Origin of the sequence: Streptomyces sp. CLV115, from assembly GCF_038448545.1 — a bacterium.
GTDB classification, from domain to species: Bacteria; Actinomycetota; Actinomycetes; order Streptomycetales; family Streptomycetaceae; genus Streptomyces; species Streptomyces sanglieri.
Genome location: NZ_JBCEWQ010000147.1, coordinates 1 through 21,560, shown reverse-complemented (window position 1 = coordinate 21,560; position 21,560 = coordinate 1). Strand labels below are relative to the sequence as shown.

General features: G+C 72.8%; 21 protein-coding genes and 1 riboswitch. Of the genes, 14 read left to right on the top strand and 7 right to left on the bottom strand.

Annotated features, from left to right (window positions below; genetic code table 11):
* Positions 1-1,263 (top strand): APC family permease (locus AADR41_RS33735; protein WP_342285606.1); only part of this gene is annotated, 1,263 nt, incomplete at its 5' end.
* 47 nt (positions 1,264-1,310) lie between these two features.
* On the opposite strand, the gene AADR41_RS33730 is transcribed toward AADR41_RS33735, so the two are convergent.
* The gene (locus AADR41_RS33730; RefSeq protein WP_342285604.1) at positions 1,311-1,919 is read right to left on the bottom strand and encodes a GNAT family N-acetyltransferase; all 609 of its coding nucleotides are present in this window, start codon (positions 1,917-1,919) and stop codon (positions 1,311-1,313) included.
* 66 nt (positions 1,920-1,985) lie between these two features.
* Complete coding sequence (locus tag AADR41_RS33725) at positions 1,986-2,567, bottom strand: helix-turn-helix domain-containing protein (protein WP_342285602.1); 582 nt, start codon at positions 2,565-2,567, stop codon at positions 1,986-1,988.
* 117 nt (positions 2,568-2,684) lie between these two features.
* Between AADR41_RS33725 and AADR41_RS33720 the strand changes: the two genes are divergently transcribed.
* The 5 genes from AADR41_RS33720 to AADR41_RS33700 all read left to right on the top strand — a co-directional run bounded on the left by AADR41_RS33720 (position 2,685) and on the right by AADR41_RS33700 (position 7,118).
* On the top strand, positions 2,685-3,809 hold the full coding sequence (locus AADR41_RS33720) for an aryl-sulfate sulfotransferase (protein ID WP_342285600.1): 1,125 nt from the start codon (positions 2,685-2,687) through the stop codon (positions 3,807-3,809).
* An 8-nt stretch (positions 3,810-3,817) separates the two neighbouring features.
* Entirely contained in the window at positions 3,818-5,191 is a 1,374-nt protein-coding gene (locus AADR41_RS33715; protein ID WP_342285598.1) for a uracil-xanthine permease family protein, read from the top strand.
* Positions 5,192-5,321: 130 nt separating this feature from the next.
* Entirely contained in the window at positions 5,322-5,741 is a 420-nt protein-coding gene (locus AADR41_RS33710; protein ID WP_342285596.1) for a hypothetical protein, read from the top strand.
* Between the two features lie 85 nt (positions 5,742-5,826).
* Entirely contained in the window at positions 5,827-6,477 is a 651-nt protein-coding gene (locus AADR41_RS33705) for a DUF3105 domain-containing protein (protein WP_342285594.1), read from the top strand.
* Entirely contained in the window at positions 6,474-7,118 is a 645-nt protein-coding gene (locus AADR41_RS33700; protein ID WP_342285592.1) for a DUF305 domain-containing protein, read from the top strand. Before AADR41_RS33705 ends, AADR41_RS33700 begins: the two co-directional genes overlap by 4 nt.
* A 40-nt stretch (positions 7,119-7,158) precedes the next feature.
* Here the strand turns inward: AADR41_RS33700 and AADR41_RS33695 are convergent, their stop codons facing one another.
* Positions 7,159-7,848, bottom strand: a complete 690-nt coding sequence (locus tag AADR41_RS33695; protein ID WP_342285608.1) for a hypothetical protein — start codon at positions 7,846-7,848, stop codon at positions 7,159-7,161.
* Between AADR41_RS33695 and AADR41_RS33690 the strand changes: the two genes are divergently transcribed.
* The 3 genes from AADR41_RS33690 to AADR41_RS33680 are packed head-to-tail and all read left to right on the top strand — an operon-like array spanning position 7,759 to position 10,590.
* Positions 7,759-8,454, top strand: a complete 696-nt coding sequence (locus tag AADR41_RS33690; protein ID WP_342285607.1) for an ROK family protein — start codon at positions 7,759-7,761, stop codon at positions 8,452-8,454. The genes AADR41_RS33695 and AADR41_RS33690 overlap by 90 nt on opposite strands.
* On the top strand, positions 8,424-9,332 hold the full coding sequence (locus AADR41_RS33685; protein ID WP_342285590.1) for a formylglycine-generating enzyme family protein: 909 nt from the start codon (positions 8,424-8,426) through the stop codon (positions 9,330-9,332). The genes AADR41_RS33690 and AADR41_RS33685 overlap by 31 nt, the downstream gene beginning before the upstream one ends.
* Before the next feature lie 13 nt (positions 9,333-9,345).
* Positions 9,346-10,590, top strand: a complete 1,245-nt coding sequence (locus AADR41_RS33680) for an ROK family protein (protein WP_342285589.1) — start codon at positions 9,346-9,348, stop codon at positions 10,588-10,590.
* Between the two features lie 58 nt (positions 10,591-10,648).
* Here the strand turns inward: AADR41_RS33680 and xylA are convergent, their stop codons facing one another.
* A complete protein-coding gene (gene xylA, locus AADR41_RS33675) occupies positions 10,649-11,818 on the bottom strand; it encodes a xylose isomerase (RefSeq protein WP_342285587.1) in 1,170 nt (389 codons plus the stop codon).
* Positions 11,819-12,035: 217 nt separating this feature from the next.
* Here xylA and xylB point away from each other — a divergent pair, with 217 nt between their 5' ends.
* The 5 genes from xylB (at position 12,036) to AADR41_RS33650 (ending at position 18,160) form a co-directional block, all read left to right on the top strand.
* Entirely contained in the window at positions 12,036-13,517 is a 1,482-nt protein-coding gene (gene xylB, locus AADR41_RS33670; RefSeq protein ID WP_342285586.1) for a xylulokinase, read from the top strand.
* Positions 13,518-13,580: 63 nt separating this feature from the next.
* Positions 13,581-14,858 (top strand): VWA domain-containing protein, encoded by a 1,278-nt coding sequence (locus tag AADR41_RS33665; protein WP_342285585.1) that lies wholly within the window; start codon positions 13,581-13,583, stop codon positions 14,856-14,858.
* Complete coding sequence (locus AADR41_RS33660) at positions 14,858-15,703, top strand: hypothetical protein (RefSeq protein ID WP_342285583.1); 846 nt, start codon at positions 14,858-14,860, stop codon at positions 15,701-15,703. The genes AADR41_RS33665 and AADR41_RS33660 overlap by 1 nt, the downstream gene beginning before the upstream one ends.
* A gap of 178 nt (positions 15,704-15,881) precedes the next feature.
* Entirely contained in the window at positions 15,882-17,249 is a 1,368-nt protein-coding gene (locus AADR41_RS33655) for a cytochrome P450 (protein ID WP_342285581.1), read from the top strand.
* 389 nt (positions 17,250-17,638) lie between these two features.
* Positions 17,639-18,160 carry a DUF4232 domain-containing protein gene (locus tag AADR41_RS33650; RefSeq protein ID WP_342285579.1) on the top strand — a complete coding sequence of 174 codons (522 nt, stop codon included), beginning with the start codon at positions 17,639-17,641 and terminating at the stop codon, positions 18,158-18,160.
* Between the two features lie 7 nt (positions 18,161-18,167).
* Here AADR41_RS33650 and AADR41_RS33645 read toward each other — a convergent pair whose 3' ends face one another.
* The 3 genes from AADR41_RS33645 to AADR41_RS33635 form a co-directional block, all read right to left on the bottom strand.
* Positions 18,168-18,575 (bottom strand): hypothetical protein, encoded by a 408-nt coding sequence (locus AADR41_RS33645; protein ID WP_342285577.1) that lies wholly within the window; start codon positions 18,573-18,575, stop codon positions 18,168-18,170.
* Between the two features lie 48 nt (positions 18,576-18,623).
* A riboswitch (SAM riboswitch) is annotated at positions 18,624-18,733 on the bottom strand.
* 50 nt (positions 18,734-18,783) lie between these two features.
* Complete coding sequence (locus tag AADR41_RS33640; protein WP_342285575.1) at positions 18,784-20,046, bottom strand: cytochrome P450 family protein; 1,263 nt, start codon at positions 20,044-20,046, stop codon at positions 18,784-18,786.
* Positions 20,043-21,356, bottom strand: coding sequence for a cytochrome P450 (locus AADR41_RS33635; protein ID WP_342285573.1), 1,314 nt, complete (start codon positions 21,354-21,356; stop codon positions 20,043-20,045). The genes AADR41_RS33640 and AADR41_RS33635 overlap by 4 nt, the downstream gene beginning before the upstream one ends.
* Positions 21,357-21,560: the final 204 nt, after the last annotated feature.

Sequence of the window (21,560 nt, the reverse complement as noted above, 5' to 3'; positions counted from 1 at the left end):
TGCTGTTCCGCCGCCGGGTTCACCGCGATGAGCCGCCATGTGCGCAACGCCGGGGCCTTCTACGCGTACGTGGCCCGGGGGCTCGGCCGTACCCCCGGCGTCGCCACGGCCTACCTGGCGACGCTCTCGTACAACCTCATCGCTCCCGGCGTCGCCGCCGGATTCGGCTACTTCGCCTCGACGACCCTGAGCGATCTCACCGGTGCGCAACTGCCCTGGTGGCCGCTGTCGACCCTCTGTGTGCTGGGCACCGGGGTACTGGGCTGGCTGCGGGTCACACTGAGCGCGAAGGTGCTGGGGGTGGCGCTGGTGCTGGAGGTCCTGGTGCTGCTGGTGATGGACGTCGGGGTGCTGGCGGACCGGGGGACCGCGGCCCTGGACATCACGTCGTTCGACCCGTCCGTGCTGTCCTCCTCGGGTGGCATGGCGGGGATGTTCGTCCTGGTCATCGGCGCGTTCACGGGCTTCGAGGCGACCGCGATCTACGCCGAGGAGGCGCGCGACCCGGAACGCACCGTGCCCCGCGCCACGTTCGTCGCCATCGGGTTCCTGGCGCTGTTCTACGCCGCCGGGGTGTGGATCCTGATGGGCAGCTTCGGTACGGCCGGCTCCGTCTCGATGGCCCGGTCCTCGGACGGCCCGCAGCTGACGTTCCGCGCGGCCGAACAGTTCGTCGGCCCGTGGCTCGCGGACTCCATGCATGTGCTGATCGTGGTCAGCGCGTTCGCCGCCACCCTCGCCTTCCACAATGCCGCGGCCCGCTACCTCTACGCCCTGGGGCGCGAGGGTCTGCTGCCGCGCCGGCTGGGCCGGGTCTCGGCCCGGCAGGGTTCACCGGTGACGGCGGTCGTCACGCAGACCGTGTTCGGCCTGGTGATCGTGGTGGGCGGGGCGCTGATCGACGCGGATCCGTATGCCGAGATTTTCCTGTGGACCAACAGCACCGGCGTGCTCGGCATCATGATCATGCAGGCGCTGGCCGCGCTCGCCGTGTGCTTCTTCTTCCGTCGGGACCGGCGCTCCATGTCGGTCTGGCGGGTCGCGGTCGCACCGCTGATCGCCTTCGTGGGGCTCGCGCTCCTGTCGGTGCTCGCGACGCTCCACTTCGACCTGCTCACCGGGCGCACCGGCGCGGTCAATGCGGCGCTGCTGGTGCCGCTGCCGGTGGTGCTCGTGGCCGGGTTCGTGGTGGCCCTGCGCATCCGGCGTGCCGACCCCGGCCGGTATGCGCGGCTGACCGAGGTGGACGTCGAGCGGGGCTGAACGCCCCGCCGGAGCGGGGGCGGCCGGCGCTGCCGCCTCCGTCGCGGTCAGCCCCTCGCGTCCTCCCCGCGCAGCCGGGCATGGAGGTGCATGTCGTGCCAGCCGTCGGCGTGCAGGAGGGAGCGGCGCCGGGTGCCCTCCAGGGCGAAGCCCGCCTTGACCGCCACCCGGCAGGAGGGCTCGTTCCGCACGGAGTGCGCGAGTTCGATCCGCTCGAACCCGATCTCGTCGAAGGCCCAGCGCGCGAGCGCCGAGACGGCCCCGGGCGCCACGCCCCGTCCGCGGGCGGCCGGCAGCACCCAGTAGGAGCATTCCGCCATGCCCATCGCCGGCATCAGGGAGCGGAGCGAGACCCGGCCGAGGACTTCGCCGGTCGGGTCGCCCGCTTCCCCGGGGCGTACGACGGCCCAGTGGGCTCCGGTCCGGCTGCGCCAGGCGTCCTGCCACTGCCCGATCCAGTCGCGTGCCTCGTCCTGGCTGTCGGCCCGGCGCAGGTGCCAGTGCTGGATCGCCGGATCGGAGAAGGCCGCCACGACCGCCGGTGCGTCCCGGTACCGCCACGGGCGCAGCAGCAGGTCGCCGGTGGCGGTGAGCACCGGTTGTTCGAGGTCCGCGAGGCGGCCCGGAGGGATGTGGGGCGGCACCAGGTACGGCATGGGCACAGCATGGCACGGGGGCGGCCCCCTTCCCGGGCGGCGCTCCTCGCCGGGCCGCCCGGCCGGTCAGCCGGCCTGTTCGTCGGTGGCCTGGACGTGGTCGGCGATGCCGACGACGAGGACCCGGGTGTGCGGTTCGATGGGCCGCCACCGGTGGACGAGGCCGCCCGCGCAGTAGAGCGTGTCGCCCTGTTCCAGGCGGTAGAAGTTGCCGTCCGCCTCGACCTCGGCCGAGCCGTCGGCCACGTACAGGATCTCGTCGTTGCGGTGCCGGAACTCCCGCCCCCAGTCGTGCGCACCGGTGAACTCCAGGGCGTGCAGCCGCTGATGGCCCCGGACCAGGGGGCGCATCCGGCCGTCGCTCTCGCCCTGCGTCCCGGTCTCGCGCACGGCGGCGGAGCTGTGGCGGACCACGTCCACGGGCCGCGGGGCCTCGGCCGTGGACAGCAGCTGGACCGCGCTCGTGCCGAGCGCGTCGGCGATGCGCTGGAGGGATCCCATGCTCGGCCGGGAACGGCCGTTCTCGATCTGGCTGAGGAAGGGGACGGAGAGTCCGGCCCGCCCCGCGACCTCCGCGAGGGTCATCTCCAGGGCGCGGCGCCGTCGGCGAATTCCCGGGCCGACCAGTGGCGTGTCCGCCTCGCTCATCTCACTCACTCCGTGTCCTGCGTGCCGCACACCACAACCGGCGGGGGAGATAGCAGCCTACCGGGCCGGTTAACCTTTTAAGTCCCACCTAAAAAAGTTAACCGGGAGGACCGATTCATGCCCCTCGTGGACCAGAACCAGCGACGACGCCGCGGCACCGGCCTCATGGCCCTGGACGAGGACGCCAGCTACGGCGGGTACACCCTCTTCGCCCCGCTGACCGGCAGCGGCGAGGTCTACCTCATCGACATGCGCGGCGAGGTCGTCCACCGGTGGAACCTCCCCTACCGCCCCGGCCGGCACGCCCGGATCCTGCCCAACGGCAACCTGGCCTACAGCGGTGTCCTCCCGGACGAGCCGGCGCTCTTCCCGATGTGGCACAAGTACCGCGGCGGGATCATGCAGGAGATCACCCCGGACGGCACCGTCGTGCGCGAGCACCGCGACCGCTACCAGCACCACGACGCGTACCACTACGGCGACGGCCGTCTGCTCTACTCCGCCCTGGAGCCGCTGACCGGCGAGGCCGCCGCCGCGGTCAGGGGCGGTGTGCCGGGATCGGAGCCCGGGGGCACGGTGTGGGCGGACACCATCGTGGAAGTGGACGCCGAGGGCCGCACGGTGTGGGAATGGAAGGTCTCCGAGCACCTGGACCGCGACGCGTTCCCGCTGCACCCCGACTACTCGCGCGAGCACTACCCGCTGATCAACAGCGTGCTGCCGACCAGCGACGGCAACATCCTGGCGAGCTTCCGCTCCGTCTCGGCCGTCGTCGTCATCAGCCGTGAGACCGGCGAGATCATCTGGCGCAGCGAGCCCGGTGCCGTATCGCAGCAGCACTGCCCGACCGAGCTGGAGAACGGCAACTTCCTGGTCTTCGACAACGGCGTCTTCCGCCCGCACTGGGACGTCCCGTTCAGCCGCGTCATCGAGATCGAGCGCGCGAGTGGCACCATCGTGTGGGAGTACCACGACCCGGCGCGCGAGTCGTTCTTCGCCCCGTTCATGGGCAGTGCCCAGCGTCTGCCCAACGGCAACACGCTCGTGACGGACTCCCCCGCGGGCCGCCTCTTCGAGGTGACCGCGGACGGATATCTGTGCTGGGAGTACGTCGTGCCGTACTTCGGCGGCTACCAGGAAGAAGAAGTGCGCAAGCTGTTCCCGTCGGAACCCAACGCCGTGTTCCGCTCCTACCGTTACTCGGCCCAGGAGCTCCCCTGGCTCGACGTCCCGAAGGGCTGAGCCGGCGCATGGCCTCCCCCGTCCCCGACACCGCCGCACCGGTCGCGTCCGTCGCGCCGGTCGACGAGCGGCTCCCCCTCCCCCGGCTGGCGCCCCTGGCGTTCCAGCATCTGCTCGCCGGGATCGCCGCCCCCGTCTCCTCGGTGATCCTGATCGGCACCACGCTCTCGCTGTCGGCGTCCCAGACGGCTTCGCTGCTCAGCGCGACGCTGGTGCTGTGCGGTGTCGGGGCGCTGCTCCAGTCGCTGGGCATCGGTCCGCTGCGCATCGGCGCCCGGCTCCCGTTCCTGATGCTGCCGGGCGGAGCGGCGGTGGCGATCTTCCTCCAGGTGGCGAAGGAGCACGGGCCGGCCACCGCGTCCGGTTCGGTGCTGATCGCCGCGGTCTTCCTGATTCTCGTGCTGCCGCTGTACGGGCGTCTGGTGCGGTTCTTCCCACCGCTGGTGATGGGCACCACGGTGGTCCTGATCGGCATCAACATGATCAAGATCACCGCGCCGATGATCGCCACGGGACCGGGGCTCGGCTTCGCGACGCTCGGCATCACCGCGCTGTTCTTCCTCGTCATGCGCGGCGTGTGGCGGCAGATGTCGGTGCTGTTCGGCCTCGTGGGCGGCACGCTGCTCGCCGCGCTCAGCGGTACGGCGTTCCACCTGGCGCACGGCAGCACATTCGCGCTGCCCGACCCGTTCCCGTACGGCACCCCGCATTTCGATCTGCCGGCCGCCGTGCCGCTGCTGGTCTTCGCGCTCGCGTCGCTCGCGGAGGCCACCGGCCAGACCGTGCTGAACAGTGAGGCCGTGGGCCGCACGCCGGACGCCGCGCGCGACGTGCCGCGGATCTCCCGGGCCGACGCGTTGACCTCACTGGGGGCCGGGATCTTCGGTACCTCGCTGATGGTGACCAGCGCCGAGAACATCGGCATCGTCCAGCTCACCCGGGTCCGCAGCCGTTTCGTCACGGCGGGCGCGGGGGTGCTGCTGATCGTCTGCGGTCTGATCACACCGCTGACCCGGCTGCTCGCGGCCATCCCGGAACCGGTGGTCGGAGCCGCGGGGCTGATCATCTACGCGGTGATCGCAACGATGGGGTTCGGCATGCTCAGCCGCGAGAACCTCGGCCACGGCACCAACGGCATCGTGGTCGCGCTGGCACTCTGCGTCGGTCTGCTGCCGGTCTTCGCGCCGGAGATGTACGCGGGACTGCCCGTGTGGGCCCGCACGGTCTTCGGCAGCGGCGTCGCCGCCGGGGCGCTGGCCGCGGTGGTCCTCGCGGCCGTGTTCGGTCGCCTCGGCCCGAAGGAGGGGCCGAGGCGGGAGGAGCCGGCGACCGGGCCCATGGCGAGCGCCGAAGCCCGGGCCGAGGCCGGCTCCACCCCGTAACGGGCCCGCCGTCGCACCGGGTGCCCCCTCGCACGGAAGCTCGTGCCGGGGGAGCACCCGCACATCATTGGCCCCACTCGCACCCGTCCCACCCCTCATTGAAAGTTCACACACCGCGTACGATGACGGCATGACCCGGCTGAGCGAACGGACCCACCGACGAGTGCGGGGCATCCGCGCGTCGGCCGTGCTCGGCTGGCTGTTCGTGCTGCTCGCCATGGTCTCGTGCTGTTCGATCACGGCCCCGGCCGCGCACGGCTCCGGTGAGGGCACGGCCGTCGCCCGCACCATCACACCCACGCAGCAGGCACTCGCCCGGATCGTGGTGGCCGACTCCCCCGAGGACCGGGGCATGGGCAGCTCCTGCCACGGGACCTCCGAGCACTCCACCCCGGTCGTGCTGCCCGGCCAGAGCGCACCCATGGCGCTCCCCGGTGCGGCCGTCGTCGTTCCGGTCGCGCCGCTCACCGGCGCGGCCGCCATCCGCGGCCCGTCCAACGACGCCGTACGGGACGTCGACCATCTCCGTCTGCAGGTTCAGCGGATCTAGAGGCAGGCCCCGTTCCCCGGAACACCGGGGGACGGACTCCGCATGCCCTCAGCTCCATCCCTCTTTGCTGAACCGAAGGACCCCCATGGCTTCCGCCAAGCAGCAGAACACCTCCGCCTCCGCACGCCGCGCCAAGCTGGAGGAGGCCCGCCGCAAGGAGCGGGCCCGCGAGCGGCGCAGCCGCGTCATCACCATCACCGCGTCCGTCGCCGTGGTCGCCGCGCTCGTCGCGGGCGGCGGCTATCTGATGTCCGCCGCCGACGACAAGGACAAGGCCGAGACCGCGGCCAAGTCCTCCCCGGTGAAGGGCGAGCGCACCTGGGACAAGCTCACCCAGAACCACGTCGAGAAGAAGGTCGACTACCCGATGAACCCGCCCGTGGGCGGCGATCACAACCCGGTCTGGATGAACTGCAACGCCGACGTCTACACCAAGGCGATACCGAAGGAGAACGCCGTCCACTCCCTGGAGCACGGCGCGGTCTGGGTCACGTACACGAGCAAGGCCGCGCCCGCCGACATCGAGAAGCTCAGTGAGCGGGTCAAGTCGACGCCCTACTCCCTGATGAGCCCGGTCGAGGACCAGGCCGCCCCGGTCATGCTCAGCGCCTGGGGCAAGCAGGTCACGGTGGACGGCGCCGCCGACGCGCGCGTGGGGCAGTTCTTCACCAAGTACGTGCAGGGCCCGCAGACCCCGGAACCGGGCGCGGCCTGCTCGGGCGGGGTCGCCCAGTGACCTCCGCGATCCGCTCCTCGCGTCCGATGGTGCTGGCCGGCGGCGTGGTGCTGCTGCTGGCGGTGGGCCTGGTCGCGCTCATGCTCGTACGGCCATCCCCGTCCGCGGGCTCCGCCTCCGTCGCGGCCGCTCCCTCGGACACGTCGGTCGACGTCGGGTTCGCCCGTGACATGTCGGTCCACCATCAGCAGGCGGTCGAGATGTCGTTCATCGTGCGGGACCGCACCTCCGACGAGGCGGTGCGCCGGCTCGCGTACGACATCATCAACACTCAGGCCAATCAGCGGGGCATGATGCTCGGCTGGCTGGAGACGTGGGGCCGGGCGAAGTCCTCCTCGCCCGCGCCCATGAAGTGGATGAACCACCCCTTCACGCCGAGGGGCGACGGTTCGCTGATGCCCGGCATGGCGACCGACACCGAACTCGACGCGCTGCGGGCGGCGAAGGGCCGGGACGCCGAGGTGCTGTTCCTGAAGCTGATGACCCCGCACCACGAGGCCGGGGTGGAGATGGCCCGGGCCGCGGCCGGCTCGGCGGACACGGACGAGATCAGGAACCTGGCGGCGGGCATGGTGCGCGGCCAGCAGTCGGAGATCGCGCTCATGGCGGACATGCTCAAGGAGCGCGGCTCGAAGGCCTGAGCGCCGGGACGTTCCGGCTTCCGGCACCCACGCGGCCCGGTCATGACACTGCGACCTCCACCCGGGCGGGGACCAGCACGGTCCCGTCCGGCAGCCCGAAGTCCGGCGTGATCCGCTGCGCCCCGGTCGCCGCCCCGGCGGTGGCGCGCACCGTCACCGCGGCGGCCGCGCCCCGGGTGCCGTGCACCTTCAGTGTGCCGCTCGCCGGTTCCAGCACCACGCCGTCGGGCGCGGTCGCCGTCCAGTGGACGGTGTGGCCGGTGAAGTCGACGTCCTGCGCCTCGACGACGAGCTCCGCGGCGTCACCGTCCCGTACCAGCGCGAGGAATCCGGGGTCGCCGAAGCCGGCGGCGGGGGCGGCGTAGCTGTCGGCGACGTCCCGGCGGACCGTGGCGTCGTCGTACGGCGTCTGCCCCGCCGGGCCGTTCCAGCGCCACCAGGCCTGTACGTTGGGCAGGCAGACACCGTTGAACCGGTTGCGGTGCACGAGCGCCCGGTACTCCCGGCGGGCGGCGTCGAGTTCGCTGCTGTTCGCCGGTGCCAGGCCGATCCGCCGGTCGGCCAGCGCGATGTCGATGTTGCGGGTCAGCCGGTCCAGCACCGTGCGGGCCGCGGCACCCTTCGCGGCAACACCGTCTACCTGGGGTGGTCCCAGGGGGTCGGCGGAGGGCTCGTCGTCAACGGCCAACTGGTGCGCGGCGCCCACGGCACGGCGGGCGAGATCGGCCACACCAGCTGCGATCCGGAGGGAAAGCCCTGCCACTGCGGGGGCCGCGGCTGCCTGGAGGGCCTCATCGGCCTTCCCGCCCTGCTCGCGGCCTGCGCCGACCGGGGCGTGGCGGTCGCGGACGCCGAGGAGATGATCGTGCTCGCGGCAAAGGGCCGGCCGGCCGTCGCCGATGTGTTCCGCGACGTGGCCGTCACCGCCGGGCGGGTCCTCGCGGCCCTCGCGGCGCAGGTGGACCCCGAGTGCATCGTGGTCTGCGGCGAACCGGCCGCCCTGGACGAACTCGTCCTCGCCCCGATCCGGGAACAGCTCGCCGCCCTCTCCCTGCCGGCCGCGCCCCGCACCGTCGAGGTGCGCGGTTCCGCGCTCGGCGGCGACGCGGCCGCACTCGGCGGGGGTGGCCCTGCTGCTGCGCACCACCGGGCAGGAACTGGCCGGGCTGCTCGACGAGCGGCCCGCCCCCGGCGACGGACCCGGCGGACGCCACGCCCGCCGCCCCGCAGCCGGATGTACCGCCCTGTCCCCCGCCGGCGGATTTCGCCGTCCCCGTACGCCGGCCGGCCGATGTCCTGCGGGGCATGGTCGTCGTCCCGGGCGGCCCTTTCCTGATGGGCGGCGAGGACGAGGACGGGTTCGCGGCGGACGGTGAGGGGCCGGTGCGGGAGGTCGACGTCAGCCCGTTCCACATCGACGCGACCTGTGCGACCCATGCCCGGTTCGCCGCGTTCGTGAAGGCCACCGGCTACCGCACCGAGGCCGAACTCATCGGCTGGTCCTATGCGTTCGGCTCCTTCGTGCCTCCGCAGGCACGGCAGGCGGTGCTGCCCGGCGTCGTCCCCGGCGCCCCCTGGTGGCGTGCGGTGGGCGGCGCGTGCTGGCGGGCGCCCGAGGGGCCCGGGACCTCCATCGGCGACCGCCGCAATCACCCCGTGGTCCACATGTCGTGGCACGACGCGACGGCCTACGCCCGATGGGCCGGCAAACGGCTGCCCACCGAGGCCGAGTGGGAGAAGGCGGCCCGTGGCGGACTGGTCCGGGCCCGCTTCCCGTGGGGCGACGAGCTCACCCCGCGGGGCAGGCACCGCTGCAACGTCTGGCAGGGCGACTTCCCCGTGCGCAACACCGGCGAGAACGGCTTCCTCTCCACCGCCCCCGTCAACTCCTACCCGCCCAACGGCCTCGGCCTGTACAACACCTCGGGCAATGTGTGGGAGTGGTGCGCCGACCGGTTCAGCGCCGACTGGCACGTGCCCGACCACCCGCCCACCCGCGTCGATCCCGTCGGACCGCCGGCCGGCCGGAACCGGGTGCTGCGCGGCGGCTCCTACCTCTGCCACAGCTCCTACTGCACCCGCTACCGGGTGGCCGCCCGCACCTCCAACACCCCGGACAGCACGACGGGCCACGGCGGATTCCGCTGCGCGCTCCGAGCGGGCCCGGGCATCGCGGAAGGTATCGCCCCGGGGATCGCACAAGGGATCGCATAGGCTCGGCTCCGACATGAAGAGCAACGTCACACCGCTGGGGCCCAAGGCCGACAAGGACACTGTGCGCCGGAGCAACCTCAGCCTGGTGCTGCGGGCCGTCCGTGACGAGGCCGAGGGCGGGGCGACCAGGGCCGGGGTCGCCGCGCGGGTGGGACTGACCCGGGCCGCGGTGTCCTCGCTGGTCGAGCAGTTGCTCGACCTCGGGTTCCTCACCGAGTCCGGCAAGACGTTCAGCGGGCAGGCGGGCCGGCCGGGGACCGCGCTCAAGGTGGCGCGCACCGGGCCCGCCGGGCTCGGCGTGGAGGTCAACATCGACTATGTGTCGGTGTGCGTCGTCGACCTGGCGGGCACCGGACGCGTCCGGCTCACCGAGCACCTGGACAACCGCGGCGCACCCCCCGATGAGGTCCTGGCGCGGGCCGCCGGCATCGCCGCGCGCACCCTGGAGTCGGCCCGCGAGCAGGAGCTCCTCCCGGTCGGGGTGGCGCTCGCCCTGCCCGGACTGGTCTCCGGCGGCACGGTGCGCCAGGCGCCCAACCTGGGCTGGAACGGGGTGCCGGCCGAGGAGCTCTTCGCGGCGGCGCTCGCCGGCTCCCGCCCCGGCCACCGGGCGCTGACGGTGACCTCCGAGAACGAGGCGAATCTGGCGGCGCTGGCCGAGCTCTGGTTCGGCGGACTCGGCGACCTGCGCAGCTTCCTCTATCTGACCGGCGAGACCGGGGTCGGCGGCGCACTGGTCATCAACGGTGAACTGCTGCGCGGGGCCCATGGATTCGCCGGCGAGATCGGGCATGTGGTGGTGGACGCCGAAGGTCCGAGGTGCCGGTGCGGCTCGCGCGGCTGCCTGGAGCAGTACGCGGGTCAGGCGGCGCTGCTGCGGGCCGCCGGGATCGCGGATTCCGGCGGCGGCGCCGGGGTGGCCGAGCTGGAACGGCGCGCCCGCGCGGGGGACGAACGGGCGGTGGCCGCGGTCGCGGAGGCCGGCCGGATGCTGGGGCGGGTGCTGTCGGGGGCGGTGAATCTGCTCGACCCGGACGCGGTGGTGCTCGGCGGGATCTACCGGAACCTGATGCCGTGGCTGTCGCCGCCCGCCGACCGGGAACTGACCGGCCGTGTGGTGTCGGGCCTCTGGTCCCCGGGGAGCGGGCGGCTGCGTGCCTCGTCCGTCGCGGGTGACGCGGCCCGGGGCGCCGCGGCGCTGGTGCTGACGGGGGTGCTGGCCGATCCGGTGGCGTACGCGGGCCGCCCGGCCGGCTGAGCGGCCGGGCGGTGCCCGGGGCCGGCGGACCCCGGGCACGGCCGAACGGTGACCGGGGTCAGCGGACCCCGAGCAGATGGTCCATCGCCAGCTGGTCCAGGGCCTCGAACGCCATCCCCCGTTCCGCCGCCGCCGTCACGTCGAACTCCTCGTACGCCGAACGGTCGGCCAGCAGCCCGGCGATGCCGTCCTCGGCGGTGCGACGGGCCAGTTCGTCGAGCCGGGACGCGCGCAGCGCCTCCTGGACGGCGGGGTCGGCCCGGAAGGCGGCGGCGCGCTCCTTGAGGATCAGGTAGTTGCGCATGCAGCCCGCCGCCGAGGCCCAGACCCCGTCGTGGTCCTCGGTCCGCGGCGGCTTGAAGTCGAAGTGCCGCGGGCCCGCGTATCCGGCGGTCTCCAGGAGGTCGACGAGCCAGAACGCCTGGCGCAGGTCTCCCGCGCCGAACCGCAGGTCCTGGTCGTACTTGATGCCGGTCTGACCGTTCAGGTCGATGTGGAAGAGCTTGCCCGCCCACAGGGCCTGCGCGATGCCGTGCGGGAAGTTCAGCCCGGCCATCTGCTCGTGCCCGGTCTCCGGGTTGACACCGACCAGTTCCGGCCGCTCCAGCCGCTCGATGAAGGCGAGGGCGTGGCCGATGGTGGGGAGCAGGATGTCGCCGCGCGGCTCGTTCGGCTTGGGCTCGATGGCGAACCTCAGGTCGTAGCCCTGCTCGGTGACGTATTCGCCGAGCAGGTCGAAGGCTTCCTTCATCCGGTCCAGGGCGAGCCGGATGTCCTTGGCGCCGCCGGACTCGGAGCCCTCCCGGCCGCCCCATGCGACATAGGTGGTGGCGCCGAGCTCGACGGCGAGGTCGATGTTGCGCAGCGTCTTGCGCAGGGCGTAGCGGCGTACGTCGCGGTCGTTGGCGGTGAACGCGCCGTCCTTGAACACCGGGTGGGTGAACAGGTTCGTCGTCGCCATGGGGACCACGAGACCGGCCGTGTCCAGCGCCTGCCGGAACCGCTTCACGATCCCCTCGCGCTCGCTGTCCGTGGCGCCGAACGGGATCAGGTCGTCGTCGTGGAACGTCACGCCGTACGCGCCCAGCTCCGCGAGCCGCCGCACGGATTCGGACGGGTCGATCGCCGCGCGGGTCGCGTCGCCGAACGGGTCGCGTCCCTGCCAGCCCACCGTCCACAGTCCGAAGGTGAACCGGTCCCCGGGGGTGGGCGTGAAGCGTTCCGTCATCGTCTGGCCGCCTTCGGTGCCGTCGGTCCCGGGTCCGGTCGAACAGCCCGGGCCTTATTTGTTCACTGTCATGACTAATGATGCACGGGCCACCTCCGCCACGTAACCCCTCGCGCTTCCCCTGTTCGACGGGGGTCCGGTCCCGTATTTTGTTTGGCGCACGACCGAAATCGGCAGTGCCCTCCGCACGGGGCCGCAGCACAGGAATGAGGGCGCCATGCCGCCGCGTACCGTCGTCATCGGCGTGGACAGTTCCACCCAGTCCACCAAGGCCGTCTTCGTCGACGCCGCGAGCGGGCGGCTGCTCGCCGTCGGCCGCGCGCCGCATGTCGTCCGGGGTGAGGCGGGGGCCCGCGAGAGCGACCCGGAGGTGTGGTGGCAGGCGCTGCGCGGCGCCGTCGCCGCCGGGCTGAAGGAGTCCGGGGCCGCCGCGTCGGAGGTCACCGGCATCGCGGTCGCCGGGCAGCAGCACGGGCTGGTGGTCCTCGACCGTTCGGGCCGTCCGCTGCGCCCCGCCATGCTGTGGAACGACACCCGTTCCGCCCCGCAGGCCGCCGCCCTCACCGGGGCACTCGGCGGCCCGGACGCCTGGACGGCACGGACCGGGTCGGTGCCGGTGGCCGCCGTCACCGCGTCCAAGTGGCAGTGGCTGCGGGAGAACGAGCCGCACACCGCCGCCGCGACCGCCGCCGTGCGCCTGCCCCACGACTTCCTGACCGAACGGCTCACCGGCACCGCCGCCACCGACCCCGGCGACGCCTCGGGCACCGGCTGGTACTCCACCGCGACCGGTTCCTACGACCCCGGCCTCCTCGAACTCCTCGGCCTGGACGCCGCGTTGCTCCCCGAAGTGGCCCGGACCGGCGCGACCCGTGTCGGCTCGCTGACCGCGGCGGCGGCCGAGGCCCTCGGGCTGCCCCTCACGACGGCCGTGGCCGCGGGCACCGGTGACAACATGAGCGCCGCCGTCGGCCTCGGGCTGGGCGGCGCCGGTCTCGTCGACCACCCCGTCCTCAGCCTCGGCACCTCGGGCACGGTCTTCGCGGCGTCCCGGACCCGGCCGGCGTCCCCGGCGCTCTCCGGCTTCGCGGCGACGGACGGCACCTATCTCCCGCTCGCCTGCACCCTCAACTGCACGCTGGCCGTGGACAAGGTCGCCGCGCTGCTCGGCCTGGACCGCGACGACGTCGCCCCCGGCGGCGAGGCGGTGCTTCTCCCCTATCTGGACGGCGAGCGCACCCCCGACCTGCCCTCCGCCGCCGGACTGCTCACCGGCCTCCGGCACGACACCACACCCCGTCAGCTCCTCGGCGCGGCCTACGAGGGCGCCGTCGTCACCGTGCTGCGCGCCCTGGACGGACTCCTGCGGACCTGCGGCCTCGACCCGGCCGAACCCGGGGTGGCCGCCCGGCCGCTGCGGCTGATCGGCGGCGGCGCCCGGGGCCGGGCCTGGGTGGAGACGGTGCGGCGGCTCTCCGGGCGGCCCGTGATCGTGCCCGGATTCGGCGAGCCGGTTGCGCTGGGCGCCGCCGCGCTGGCCGCTGCCGCGGCCACCGGCGCGGACCCGGTCGCGATCGCCGGCGGCTGGAGCACCGGCGAGGACGTCCGGCTGCCGCCCGTCCGGCGGGACTCGGCCACCTGGGAGCGGGTCGGGTCGGTACTGGAGCGGGCCTCGGGGCCCTTGCTCGGCGGTTCCTGACGGTTCCCCAGCGGTCCGCGGACCGGTTTGGGGTAGCACCTCGATCTTCACTAGTATCCGGCGATGATCATAAGAAAAAGGCTGACGGCCGGGGTGGGCATCCTGCTCGCCACCCTGACCGCCGGGCTCGGCACGGCACTCCCCGCCGCCGCCGACGAAGCCCCCGCCAAAGCCTCCCCCAAGGTCGAGCTGGTGCTCGACGTCAGCGGCTCCATGCGGACCCGCGACATCGACGGCCAGTCCCGGATGACGGCCGCAAAGCAGGCGTTCAACGAGGTCCTGGACGCGGTGCCCGAGCAGGTGGAGCTGGGCATCCGGACGCTCGGCGCGAACTATCCGGGCAACGACCGCAAGGTCGGCTGCAAGGACACCAAGCAGCTCTACCCGGTCGGCCCGCTGGACCGCACCGAGGCGAAGACCGCGGTCGCCACCCTGGCCCCCACCGGCTGGACCCCGATCGGCCCGGCCCTGCTGGGCGCCGCCGACGACCTCGAAGGCGGTGACGCCACCCGCAGGATCGTACTGATCAGTGACGGCGAGGACACCTGCGGCCCGCTCGACCCGTGCGAGGTGGCACGTGACATCGCGGCCCGCGGCATCCACCTCGTCATCGACACCCTGGGCCTGGTGCCGAACGCGAAGATCCGCGAGCAGCTGACCTGCATCGCCGAGGCCACCGGCGGCACCTACACCGCGGTCCAGCACACCGATGAACTCTCCGGCCGAGTCAAGCAGTTGGTGGACCGGGCCGCCGAGCCCGTCGTCACCCCGGTGGCGATCGAGGGCGCGAACAGCTGCTCCGATGCGCCGCAGCTCAAGGCCGGCCTGTACACCGACCGCGAGAAGTTCGGCGAGCACCGCTGGTACCGGGTGGATGTGCTGCCCGGTCAGGAACTGCGCGCCTCGGTCAGCGTCTTCGCCGACCGTGCCGTGAACAACGACTACGGCGTGCTGCTGCGCGCGCTGACCGTGCACGGCCGGGAGATCGTGCGCGGTTCGGAGTCGGGCACCGGCCGCACCGACGCGATCTCCTCCGGTCTGCGCTACCCCAAGGCCGAGCAGGACGACACGGACAGCGGTGACAAGCCGGCCGCCGAGACCGTGTGCCTCCAGGTCGGCAACTCCTTCTCGGCCCCCGCCTCGGTGAAGACCTCGCCGGGCATGCCCCTCGAGCTGACCGTGGACCTGGTGGACTCCCCGGACCAGGCCGCCGACGTCGCCGCGTTCGGACTCGGCCGGGGCTGGTGGCTGCTGGGCGTCCTGGTGCTCACCGGGCTGATCGCGGGCCTGGTCGTCGGCTGGATCTCGCGCTGGCGCGTCGCCGTCTGGAGGACCAACTGATGCGTAGGACACGTGTATTCGCGGGCGCGCTGCTCGCCGGGCTCGCCCTGCTGACCTCGGCGGGCGCCGCGGTGGCCGACGACCCGTCGGCGAGCCCGAGCCCGAGCGCCTCCGAGGACGGTGCCGGACCCACCGAGGCCGGCACCACCTTCCGTACGGCGACGGCCCTCCGGCAGAACCAGCTCGCCACCGCCGGGGCGTCCACGGGTGACTACCTGTACTGGGTCTTCCCCGCGGACGCGGGCCAGCGGGCCACCGTCAAGGCGAAGATCACCCTGCCGCCGAGCGCCTCCCGGCACGGTACGTCGGCGTGGCAGGTCGACGTGTACGACGGGCTGCGGCGCCGCCAGGCCTGCATGTACGGCCGCCAGACCGGCAAGGCCGCGGCCGACGCGTCGGCGGTCGAGCTGACCTGCGTGCTGCGCACCGTCCGCGCCTGGTCCGAGCCCTGGGCCAACGACCCGCTGCCGGGCAGCTACTACGTTCGGCTGACGGTTGTCGATCTGCCGTCGGCGGACCTCGGCTTGCCGGTGAAGACCGAGGTCGAGGTCACGGCGGCCGACAAGGGCGGCGCCGGCGATGTGGACGGCACGCTCGCCGAGCCGCTGGTCCCCGGTGTGTCCTCCGTCGCCCAGGCCTCCGACGCCTCGTCCGACGGCGACGAGGACGGTTCGTCCAGGGTCTCGCTCGGCAGCGAGCCGGAGGACGGCTGGGCATCCGGCTGGTGGACCGACCGCTGGCTGTGGACGGTCGGCGGCGGAGTGCTCGGAGCGATCGCGGCGGTGTTCGGCTACTCCCTCACCCGCGGCAACGGCCGCCCGTCCAGGGTGCCGCCGGGCGTCTGACCCGCACCCCCCGCCGGACGGGCCCCGCTCCCGGGCCCGTCCGGCGGTGGCGTACAGCGGCTACCCTCGACAACTCACGTACCGTACAAGGCCGATGACAGGTTCCAGGGCGTGCGGTACCCCTGAAGTCAGGTCGCCGCGCACCGGGTCGGTGCGCCATGAGGGAGCGGAGAGATTCATGTCCACGGAGACCGGTCCGGCCATCGACGCCGAGCCGCGGAGCCACCGGATCGTGCCGGGCCCGAAGGGGCTGCCGTTCCTCGGGAACCTGCCGCAGTTCGGGAAGAACCCCCTGGCCTTCTTCGAGCGGCTGCGCTCCCACGGGGACATGGTGGGCTGGCGCTTCGGCCCCAACTCCTGTGTGTACATAGCCGATCCGGACTGCATAGGCGAGCTCCTCACCGAGACGGAGCGCTCCTTCGACCAGCCGGCCCTGGGGATCGCCTTCCGCACCGTGATGGGCAACGGCGTGGTGGTCGCCCGTGGCACGGACTGGCGGCGCAAGCGTTCGCTGGTGCAGCCCTCCGTACGGCCCAAGCAGGTGCGCTCGTACGCGGCGACGATGGCGAGCAGCACGGTGGAGCTGGCGGACACCTGGTCGGGCGGTGAACGCATCGACGTCAAGCGGGAGATGGCGGCGCTGACGCAGCGGATCGCGGTGCGCACCATCTTCGGTGTCGACACCGCGGCCGACGCCGAGGCGATGGGCCGGGCGATGGACGTGGCGCAGCAGGAGATCGGCAAGGAGTTCGCCGGGATCGGTGCCCTGCTGCCGGACTGGGTGCCGACCCCCGGCCGGGCCAGGATCAAGAAGGCGGCGGCGGTCATCGACGCCGAGGTGGGCAGGGTCGTCGCCCGTCATCGTGACGGCGGGGACGAGCGCCCCGATCTGCTGAGCCGGCTGCTGACGGCGGTCGACGAGACGGGTGAGCACCTCACCGACCGGGAGATCCGCGACGAGACGGTCACGCTGTACATCGGCGGGCACGAGACGACCAGTTCCACGCTGGTGTGGGCCTGGTATCTGCTGGCCCGTGAACCGCGGGTGCGTGCCGCGCTCGCCGAGGAGCTGGACCGGGTGCTGGGCGACCGGGAGCCGGGGTTCGACGACTACGCGCGGCTGACGTACACCCAGGCCGTGGTCAAGGAGACGCTGCGCCTCTACCCGACGATCTGGCTGGTCACCGGTGTCGCGAAGGCGGGTGCGCGGATCGGCGGTGTGCCGATGCCGGAGGGCACCCGGGTGTGGACCAGCCAGTGGGTGACACAGCGCGACGCGCGGTGGTTCCCCGAGCCGGAGGAGTTCCGTCCCGAGCGGTGGGATCCGGAGGCGGGCGACAGCATCGCGGAGTACGCCTGGTTCCCGTTCGGCGGCGGCCCCCGGGTCTGTCTGGGCACCAGGTTCGCGATGGTCGAGGCGGTGCTGATTCTTGCCGTGCTGGCCCGCCGCTTCGAACTGGACGTGGACCCGGGCGTCATCGAGCCGGTCCCCTCGCTCACACTGCAGCCCGACCGGGACGTGATGGCGACGGTCCGGACCCGGTGAGGCGCGCGGGGCGGGCCCGGTGACCGCTCCGGCCTCCCCGGGACCGCCCCGTGGGCCGCTCCGGTCCGCGGCGGCGCACGCCCTGCGCGCAGGGCCGGACGGGCGGCCGGGCCTGCGAGCACTGCGCGTGGATCCGGGCCGTGGCACTGCCGGCGGGCCTCGCCACCGGAGCACTGACGGTGGCCGCGTTCCCGCCGCGGGCCCGCGCCCGTGCACGGCGGAGGACCCGGCGGGCAGGGCACAGCGTTCCGGCACCGGACATTCCGAAGCGATATGTCCGATCTGTCGCGGAGGTCGGGTCGTACGGTTCACACTGTCCATGTCGGCCGCACCGACCGACGGGCCGCCCGGCCGTATCCGCAGGCTGTCGATCCACCGGGAGAAACACCATGCGTCTTGGCTCCGCTCTCACCGCCGCACTCGCCGTCGCGGCCACCCTGCCACTGACCGGCACCGCGGCGTCCGCGACAAGCGGCGCCACGAGCCGCCTCGCGACCTGCCAGGAGAGGGCCCTGTCCGTGCACGCCGCACCCGGCGGGCAGCGGAACGTGGCCCGGATCGACGTCGTCAACAACGGCGGCCGCACCTGTGTGGTGGACCGGATCCCCACCGTCACCTTCCGGGGCCTCGACGGCTCGGCCGAGGCCGTCCCGCCCGCCGGCAGCGCCCCCTACGAGCTGTCCCCGGGCGAGCGGGCGTACGCCGCCGTACGGACCGCGGACCCGGCGGCCACCGAGGGCCACGTCGTCGGCAGTCTCTCGGTGGCGGCGGACCCCTCCCATCCGGGCGCCACCTTCGGCGCGGCCGCCGTGGGCATGCGGGAGGGGGTCCATGTGTGGATTCCGGTGACCACCCTGTGGCAGGAGTCGCGGGCGGCGGCGGACAGCGCGCTGACGGACGCGCTGGGCTGAGGCGCGGCTACCGTCCGTAGCACGTGCCGCCGACGGTCCGCCGCGGGTCGGGGGCGGTCGTCGCGCACAGCGGGCCGCCCTCGAAGCCGGCATTGACCAGGGCCGTGGCCCGGCCCGCGGGGTCCACCAGCTTCAGGGCGTGCCACCGCGGCAGCCAGAACACCCGTCCGCGGTGGGCCGTGAGCAGTTCGGTGAGGGCCGCCGGGGCGTGCGTCCACACCCTCGGCAGTTCCTCGGCGTGGTCGAAGGCGGGGCGCAGCGCGAACCAGCCGTCGGCACCGATGTCACCGGAGGTGAGCAGCAGTTCCACGGCCTGGCCGGGCTCCTGGTGGCATTTCTTGCTGTGGATCCAGTGGACGTGGTGACCGGGGCCGTAGCCGGTGCAGCCGTCGTTCCGGACGAGGTGGGGGAGCATGGTGTTCCGCCTTCCCGAGATCATGGACCCCAGGTGCGCCGCCCCGATGGTCCGCTGTTCCCCGCGCGCTGCGCACGGGGCCGGTCGTCACCCGGAGCACCCGCAGCGGAGCGGGGTGCCGTCCAGTTAGCCGGGGCTGTGCACTGGAACTCATGACCTGCGAGAACTGTATCCCACGGACGACGCCGCCCGACGGGAAGTCAGGTGCTCAGCCGTGCAGCAGCACGGGGAAGGCCTCCATGTCGTTCTGCGTCATCACCGGCAGCTTTCGGACCTCCTCGTCCGGGACGGCCGCCCTCAGTGCCGGGAAACGCGCGAAGAGCGCCGGCAGGGCGATGGCCGCCTCCACGCGGGAGAGCGCCGCTCCGGGGCAGATGTGCGGGCCGTGACCGAAGGTCATGTGGCGGATCGGGGCCGGCCGGGTGATGTCGAAGGCGTCGGCGTCCGCCCCGTGCTGCTCGATGTCACGCCCGATGGCGCGGTAGGAGATCACCACCCCTTCGCCCTTCGCGATCACCTGGTCGCCCACCTGAATGTCCTTGGTGGCGAACCGCATCAGCAGATGGGTGGTGGGGGTGTCCCAGCGCAGGGTCTCCTCGATCACCGTCTCCCACGGGATCTCGCCGTCGAGAACGCGGCGGAGCTGGTCGGGGTGGGCTAGCAGGGCCCGTACGGCGTTGAGGATCAGCCCGATGGTGGTCTCGTGCCCGGCGGCCACCATGGCCTTGAGGTTGCCCACCACCTCTTCCTCGGTGAGCGGTTCGCCGCCCTCCTCGGCCAGGATGAGCGCGCTGGTGAGGTCGTCGGCGGGACGCGCCTTCTTCTCCCGTACGAGAGCGGTGTAGAACACGTCCAACTCGGCCAGCAGCGACAGTCGTTCCTCGTGCGGGGTGAGCATGGAGAAGAACGCCTTGTACCGCTTCGTCAGCATGGGGTGCTCGGCCTCGTCCACGCCCATCAGCATGCCGACGACGCGCATCGGCAGCGGCTGGGCGAACACGGACTTGAGGTCGACCACACCGTGCTCGCTCCTGCCGCTCTGTTCGTCGAGCGCGTCGAGAAGTTCCTCGGTGAACTTCTCGATGTCCGGGCGGATCTCCTCCAGCCGGCGGGGGGTGAGCGCCTGGGAGGTCTTGGCGCGCAGCCGTCGGTGCTCGGCGCCGTCCACGGTGAACATGGAGCGGCCGGCGTCGATCATGCCGATCAGCGGCCACTCGCGGGTGACCTCGCCGCGCTGCCACAGCCCCCAGGCCTCCAGGTCCTTGACCAGGCGGGGGTCGACGAGGAGTTGGCGGGCCGTCGCGTGCCGGGTGACGGCCAGGGCCGGAACGCCGAGCAGTTCGATCCTGGCGAGCGGACCGGCGTCGCGCAGTCGCGCCGTCTCTTGGTCCAGGTCCTGGACCAGCGGGTCGATGACGACGGGAGCGCCGCTCGAAGCGGCACCCGGGGCGGCGGCGTGTGGGCAGTTCACGACGGGTCTCCTGTCGGAGGGACGGAGGCGAACCGGACGGGCAGCGCGGTCATGCCCCGCAGGAACGCGGACTGCCGTCGGACCAACTCGCCCACCGGGACGGCGAGTTCCAGGTCGGGGAGCCGGTCGAGGAGCACCTCGATGCCGGTGCGGGCGATGATCTCGGCGATCTCCTGCGCGGGGAAGGGACAGCGGTACTCGCCGTGGCTGAACGCCAGATGGGCGCTGTTGCCGCGCCGGCCGGACGGCCCGCCCGAGGCGGAGAGGTGCTGGCGGATGTGCGGATCGGCGTTGGCCGCGCCCAGACCCAGCAGCAGCATGTCCCCGGCGCGGATGCCGCGACCTCCCAACCGGGTGTCGCGGGCCGCCCACCGGCCGGCGAGGATCTGTGTCGGGCCTTCCTCCCAGAGCACCTCGTTCATGGCTTCGGCGACGCTGTGCCGGCCGCCGGTGAGCGCCACGGCGAACTGGTCGTCGGTGAGCATCAGCCTCAGCGAGTTGCCGATCCAGTCGGCGGTGGTGAGGTGTCCCGCGGCCGTGATGGCCATCAGGTCGAGTACGTACTCCTCGTCGGTGAACTCCCCCGCGTACGCCAGCATGCGCGAGGTCACGTCGTTCCCGGGCGAGGCCCGGCGGGCCGCCAGCAGACTTCGCATGCTCTCGCCGAACCGCAGATGGGCCTCCTGCGCGCCCGGTCCGCCGTCGGCCAGGTCCCTGAGCACCTCGGCGATCCGCGGCCCGTCCGCGTCGGGGAATCCGACCAGGCGGGCGAGGACGAGCACCGGCAGCGGAACGGCGAAGTCGGCGATCAGGTCGGCCGTGCCCCGCTCACAGAACCCGTCGACGAGCCGGTCCGCCAACTCCTCGCAGTCCCGGCGGAGTTCGAAGTGCTCGACCTCTTCGAGCGCCTGCCCGACCATCGCGGCGTGGCGCCGGTGCTCGGCGCCGGCGGTGAAGTAGATGGACGGCAACGGCCGGCCGACCATCGGCAGCAGCGGCCAGTCCTCGGGGATGTTCCCCCACTGGTTCCACAGCCCGACGTCCCTGGGGAACAACTCGCCGTCGCTGGTGACCTGGTGGAGTTCGCGGTAGCCGATGACCAGCCAGGCCGGCACCCCTCCGGGCAGCTCGACGGGCACGACGGGACCGTGTTCGCTCCGCATGGCGCGGTAGACGGCGTGGGGTTCCGTGTGGAATCCGGGTCCGCTGAGCGGCACGGCGGAGCGGCCGGGGCCTGCCGGGCAGCGCCCGGTGCCGGGCGGCGGGGACGCGGCCGGATGTCCGGACACCGCGGATGCGGGCGTCGTCATCGTACGGAATCTCCTGTGACGAAGGCTTCGCTCGTAGCGGTGGTCGGTTGATCAACGCGCCTTCACTATAGGGAAATTCAGTGAGCCTTCGGGCACTATTTGCGACCACTCTCGCCACTTTTCCGATTCAGTGAGTCCGTTTTCCGACCATGGCTGACCAAAAGGGCAGGGATGCACCCACCCCTCGACCCCCCGCCCCCGCAC

What these genes read in the sequence shown, in the direction of transcription:
- AADR41_RS33730 (WP_342285604.1), bottom strand. Translation starts at nt 1,919, where the DNA reads ATGCCGTACCTGGTGCCGCCCCACATCCCTCCGGGCCGCCTCGCGGAC.
- AADR41_RS33725 (WP_342285602.1), bottom strand. Translation starts at nt 2,567, where the DNA reads ATGAGCGAGGCGGACACGCCACTGGTCGGCCCGGGAATTCGCCGACGG.
- AADR41_RS33720 (WP_342285600.1), top strand. Translation starts at nt 2,685, where the DNA reads ATGCCCCTCGTGGACCAGAACCAGCGACGACGCCGCGGCACCGGCCTC.
- AADR41_RS33715 (WP_342285598.1), top strand. Translation starts at nt 3,818, where the DNA reads ATGGCCTCCCCCGTCCCCGACACCGCCGCACCGGTCGCGTCCGTCGCG.
- AADR41_RS33710 (WP_342285596.1), top strand. Translation starts at nt 5,322, where the DNA reads ATGACCCGGCTGAGCGAACGGACCCACCGACGAGTGCGGGGCATCCGC.
- AADR41_RS33705 (WP_342285594.1), top strand. Translation starts at nt 5,827, where the DNA reads ATGGCTTCCGCCAAGCAGCAGAACACCTCCGCCTCCGCACGCCGCGCC.
- AADR41_RS33685 (WP_342285590.1), top strand. Translation starts at nt 8,424, where the DNA reads ATGGTCGTCGTCCCGGGCGGCCCTTTCCTGATGGGCGGCGAGGACGAG.
- AADR41_RS33680 (WP_342285589.1), top strand. Translation starts at nt 9,346, where the DNA reads ATGAAGAGCAACGTCACACCGCTGGGGCCCAAGGCCGACAAGGACACT.
- xylA (WP_342285587.1), bottom strand. Translation starts at nt 11,818, where the DNA reads ATGACGGAACGCTTCACGCCCACCCCCGGGGACCGGTTCACCTTCGGA.
- xylB (WP_342285586.1), top strand. Translation starts at nt 12,036, where the DNA reads ATGCCGCCGCGTACCGTCGTCATCGGCGTGGACAGTTCCACCCAGTCC.
- AADR41_RS33665 (WP_342285585.1), top strand. Translation starts at nt 13,581, where the DNA reads ATGATCATAAGAAAAAGGCTGACGGCCGGGGTGGGCATCCTGCTCGCC.
- AADR41_RS33660 (WP_342285583.1), top strand. Translation starts at nt 14,858, where the DNA reads ATGCGTAGGACACGTGTATTCGCGGGCGCGCTGCTCGCCGGGCTCGCC.
- AADR41_RS33655 (WP_342285581.1), top strand. Translation starts at nt 15,882, where the DNA reads ATGTCCACGGAGACCGGTCCGGCCATCGACGCCGAGCCGCGGAGCCAC.
- AADR41_RS33650 (WP_342285579.1), top strand. Translation starts at nt 17,639, where the DNA reads ATGCGTCTTGGCTCCGCTCTCACCGCCGCACTCGCCGTCGCGGCCACC.
- AADR41_RS33645 (WP_342285577.1), bottom strand. Translation starts at nt 18,575, where the DNA reads ATGCTCCCCCACCTCGTCCGGAACGACGGCTGCACCGGCTACGGCCCC.
- AADR41_RS33635 (WP_342285573.1), bottom strand. Translation starts at nt 21,356, where the DNA reads ATGACGACGCCCGCATCCGCGGTGTCCGGACATCCGGCCGCGTCCCCG.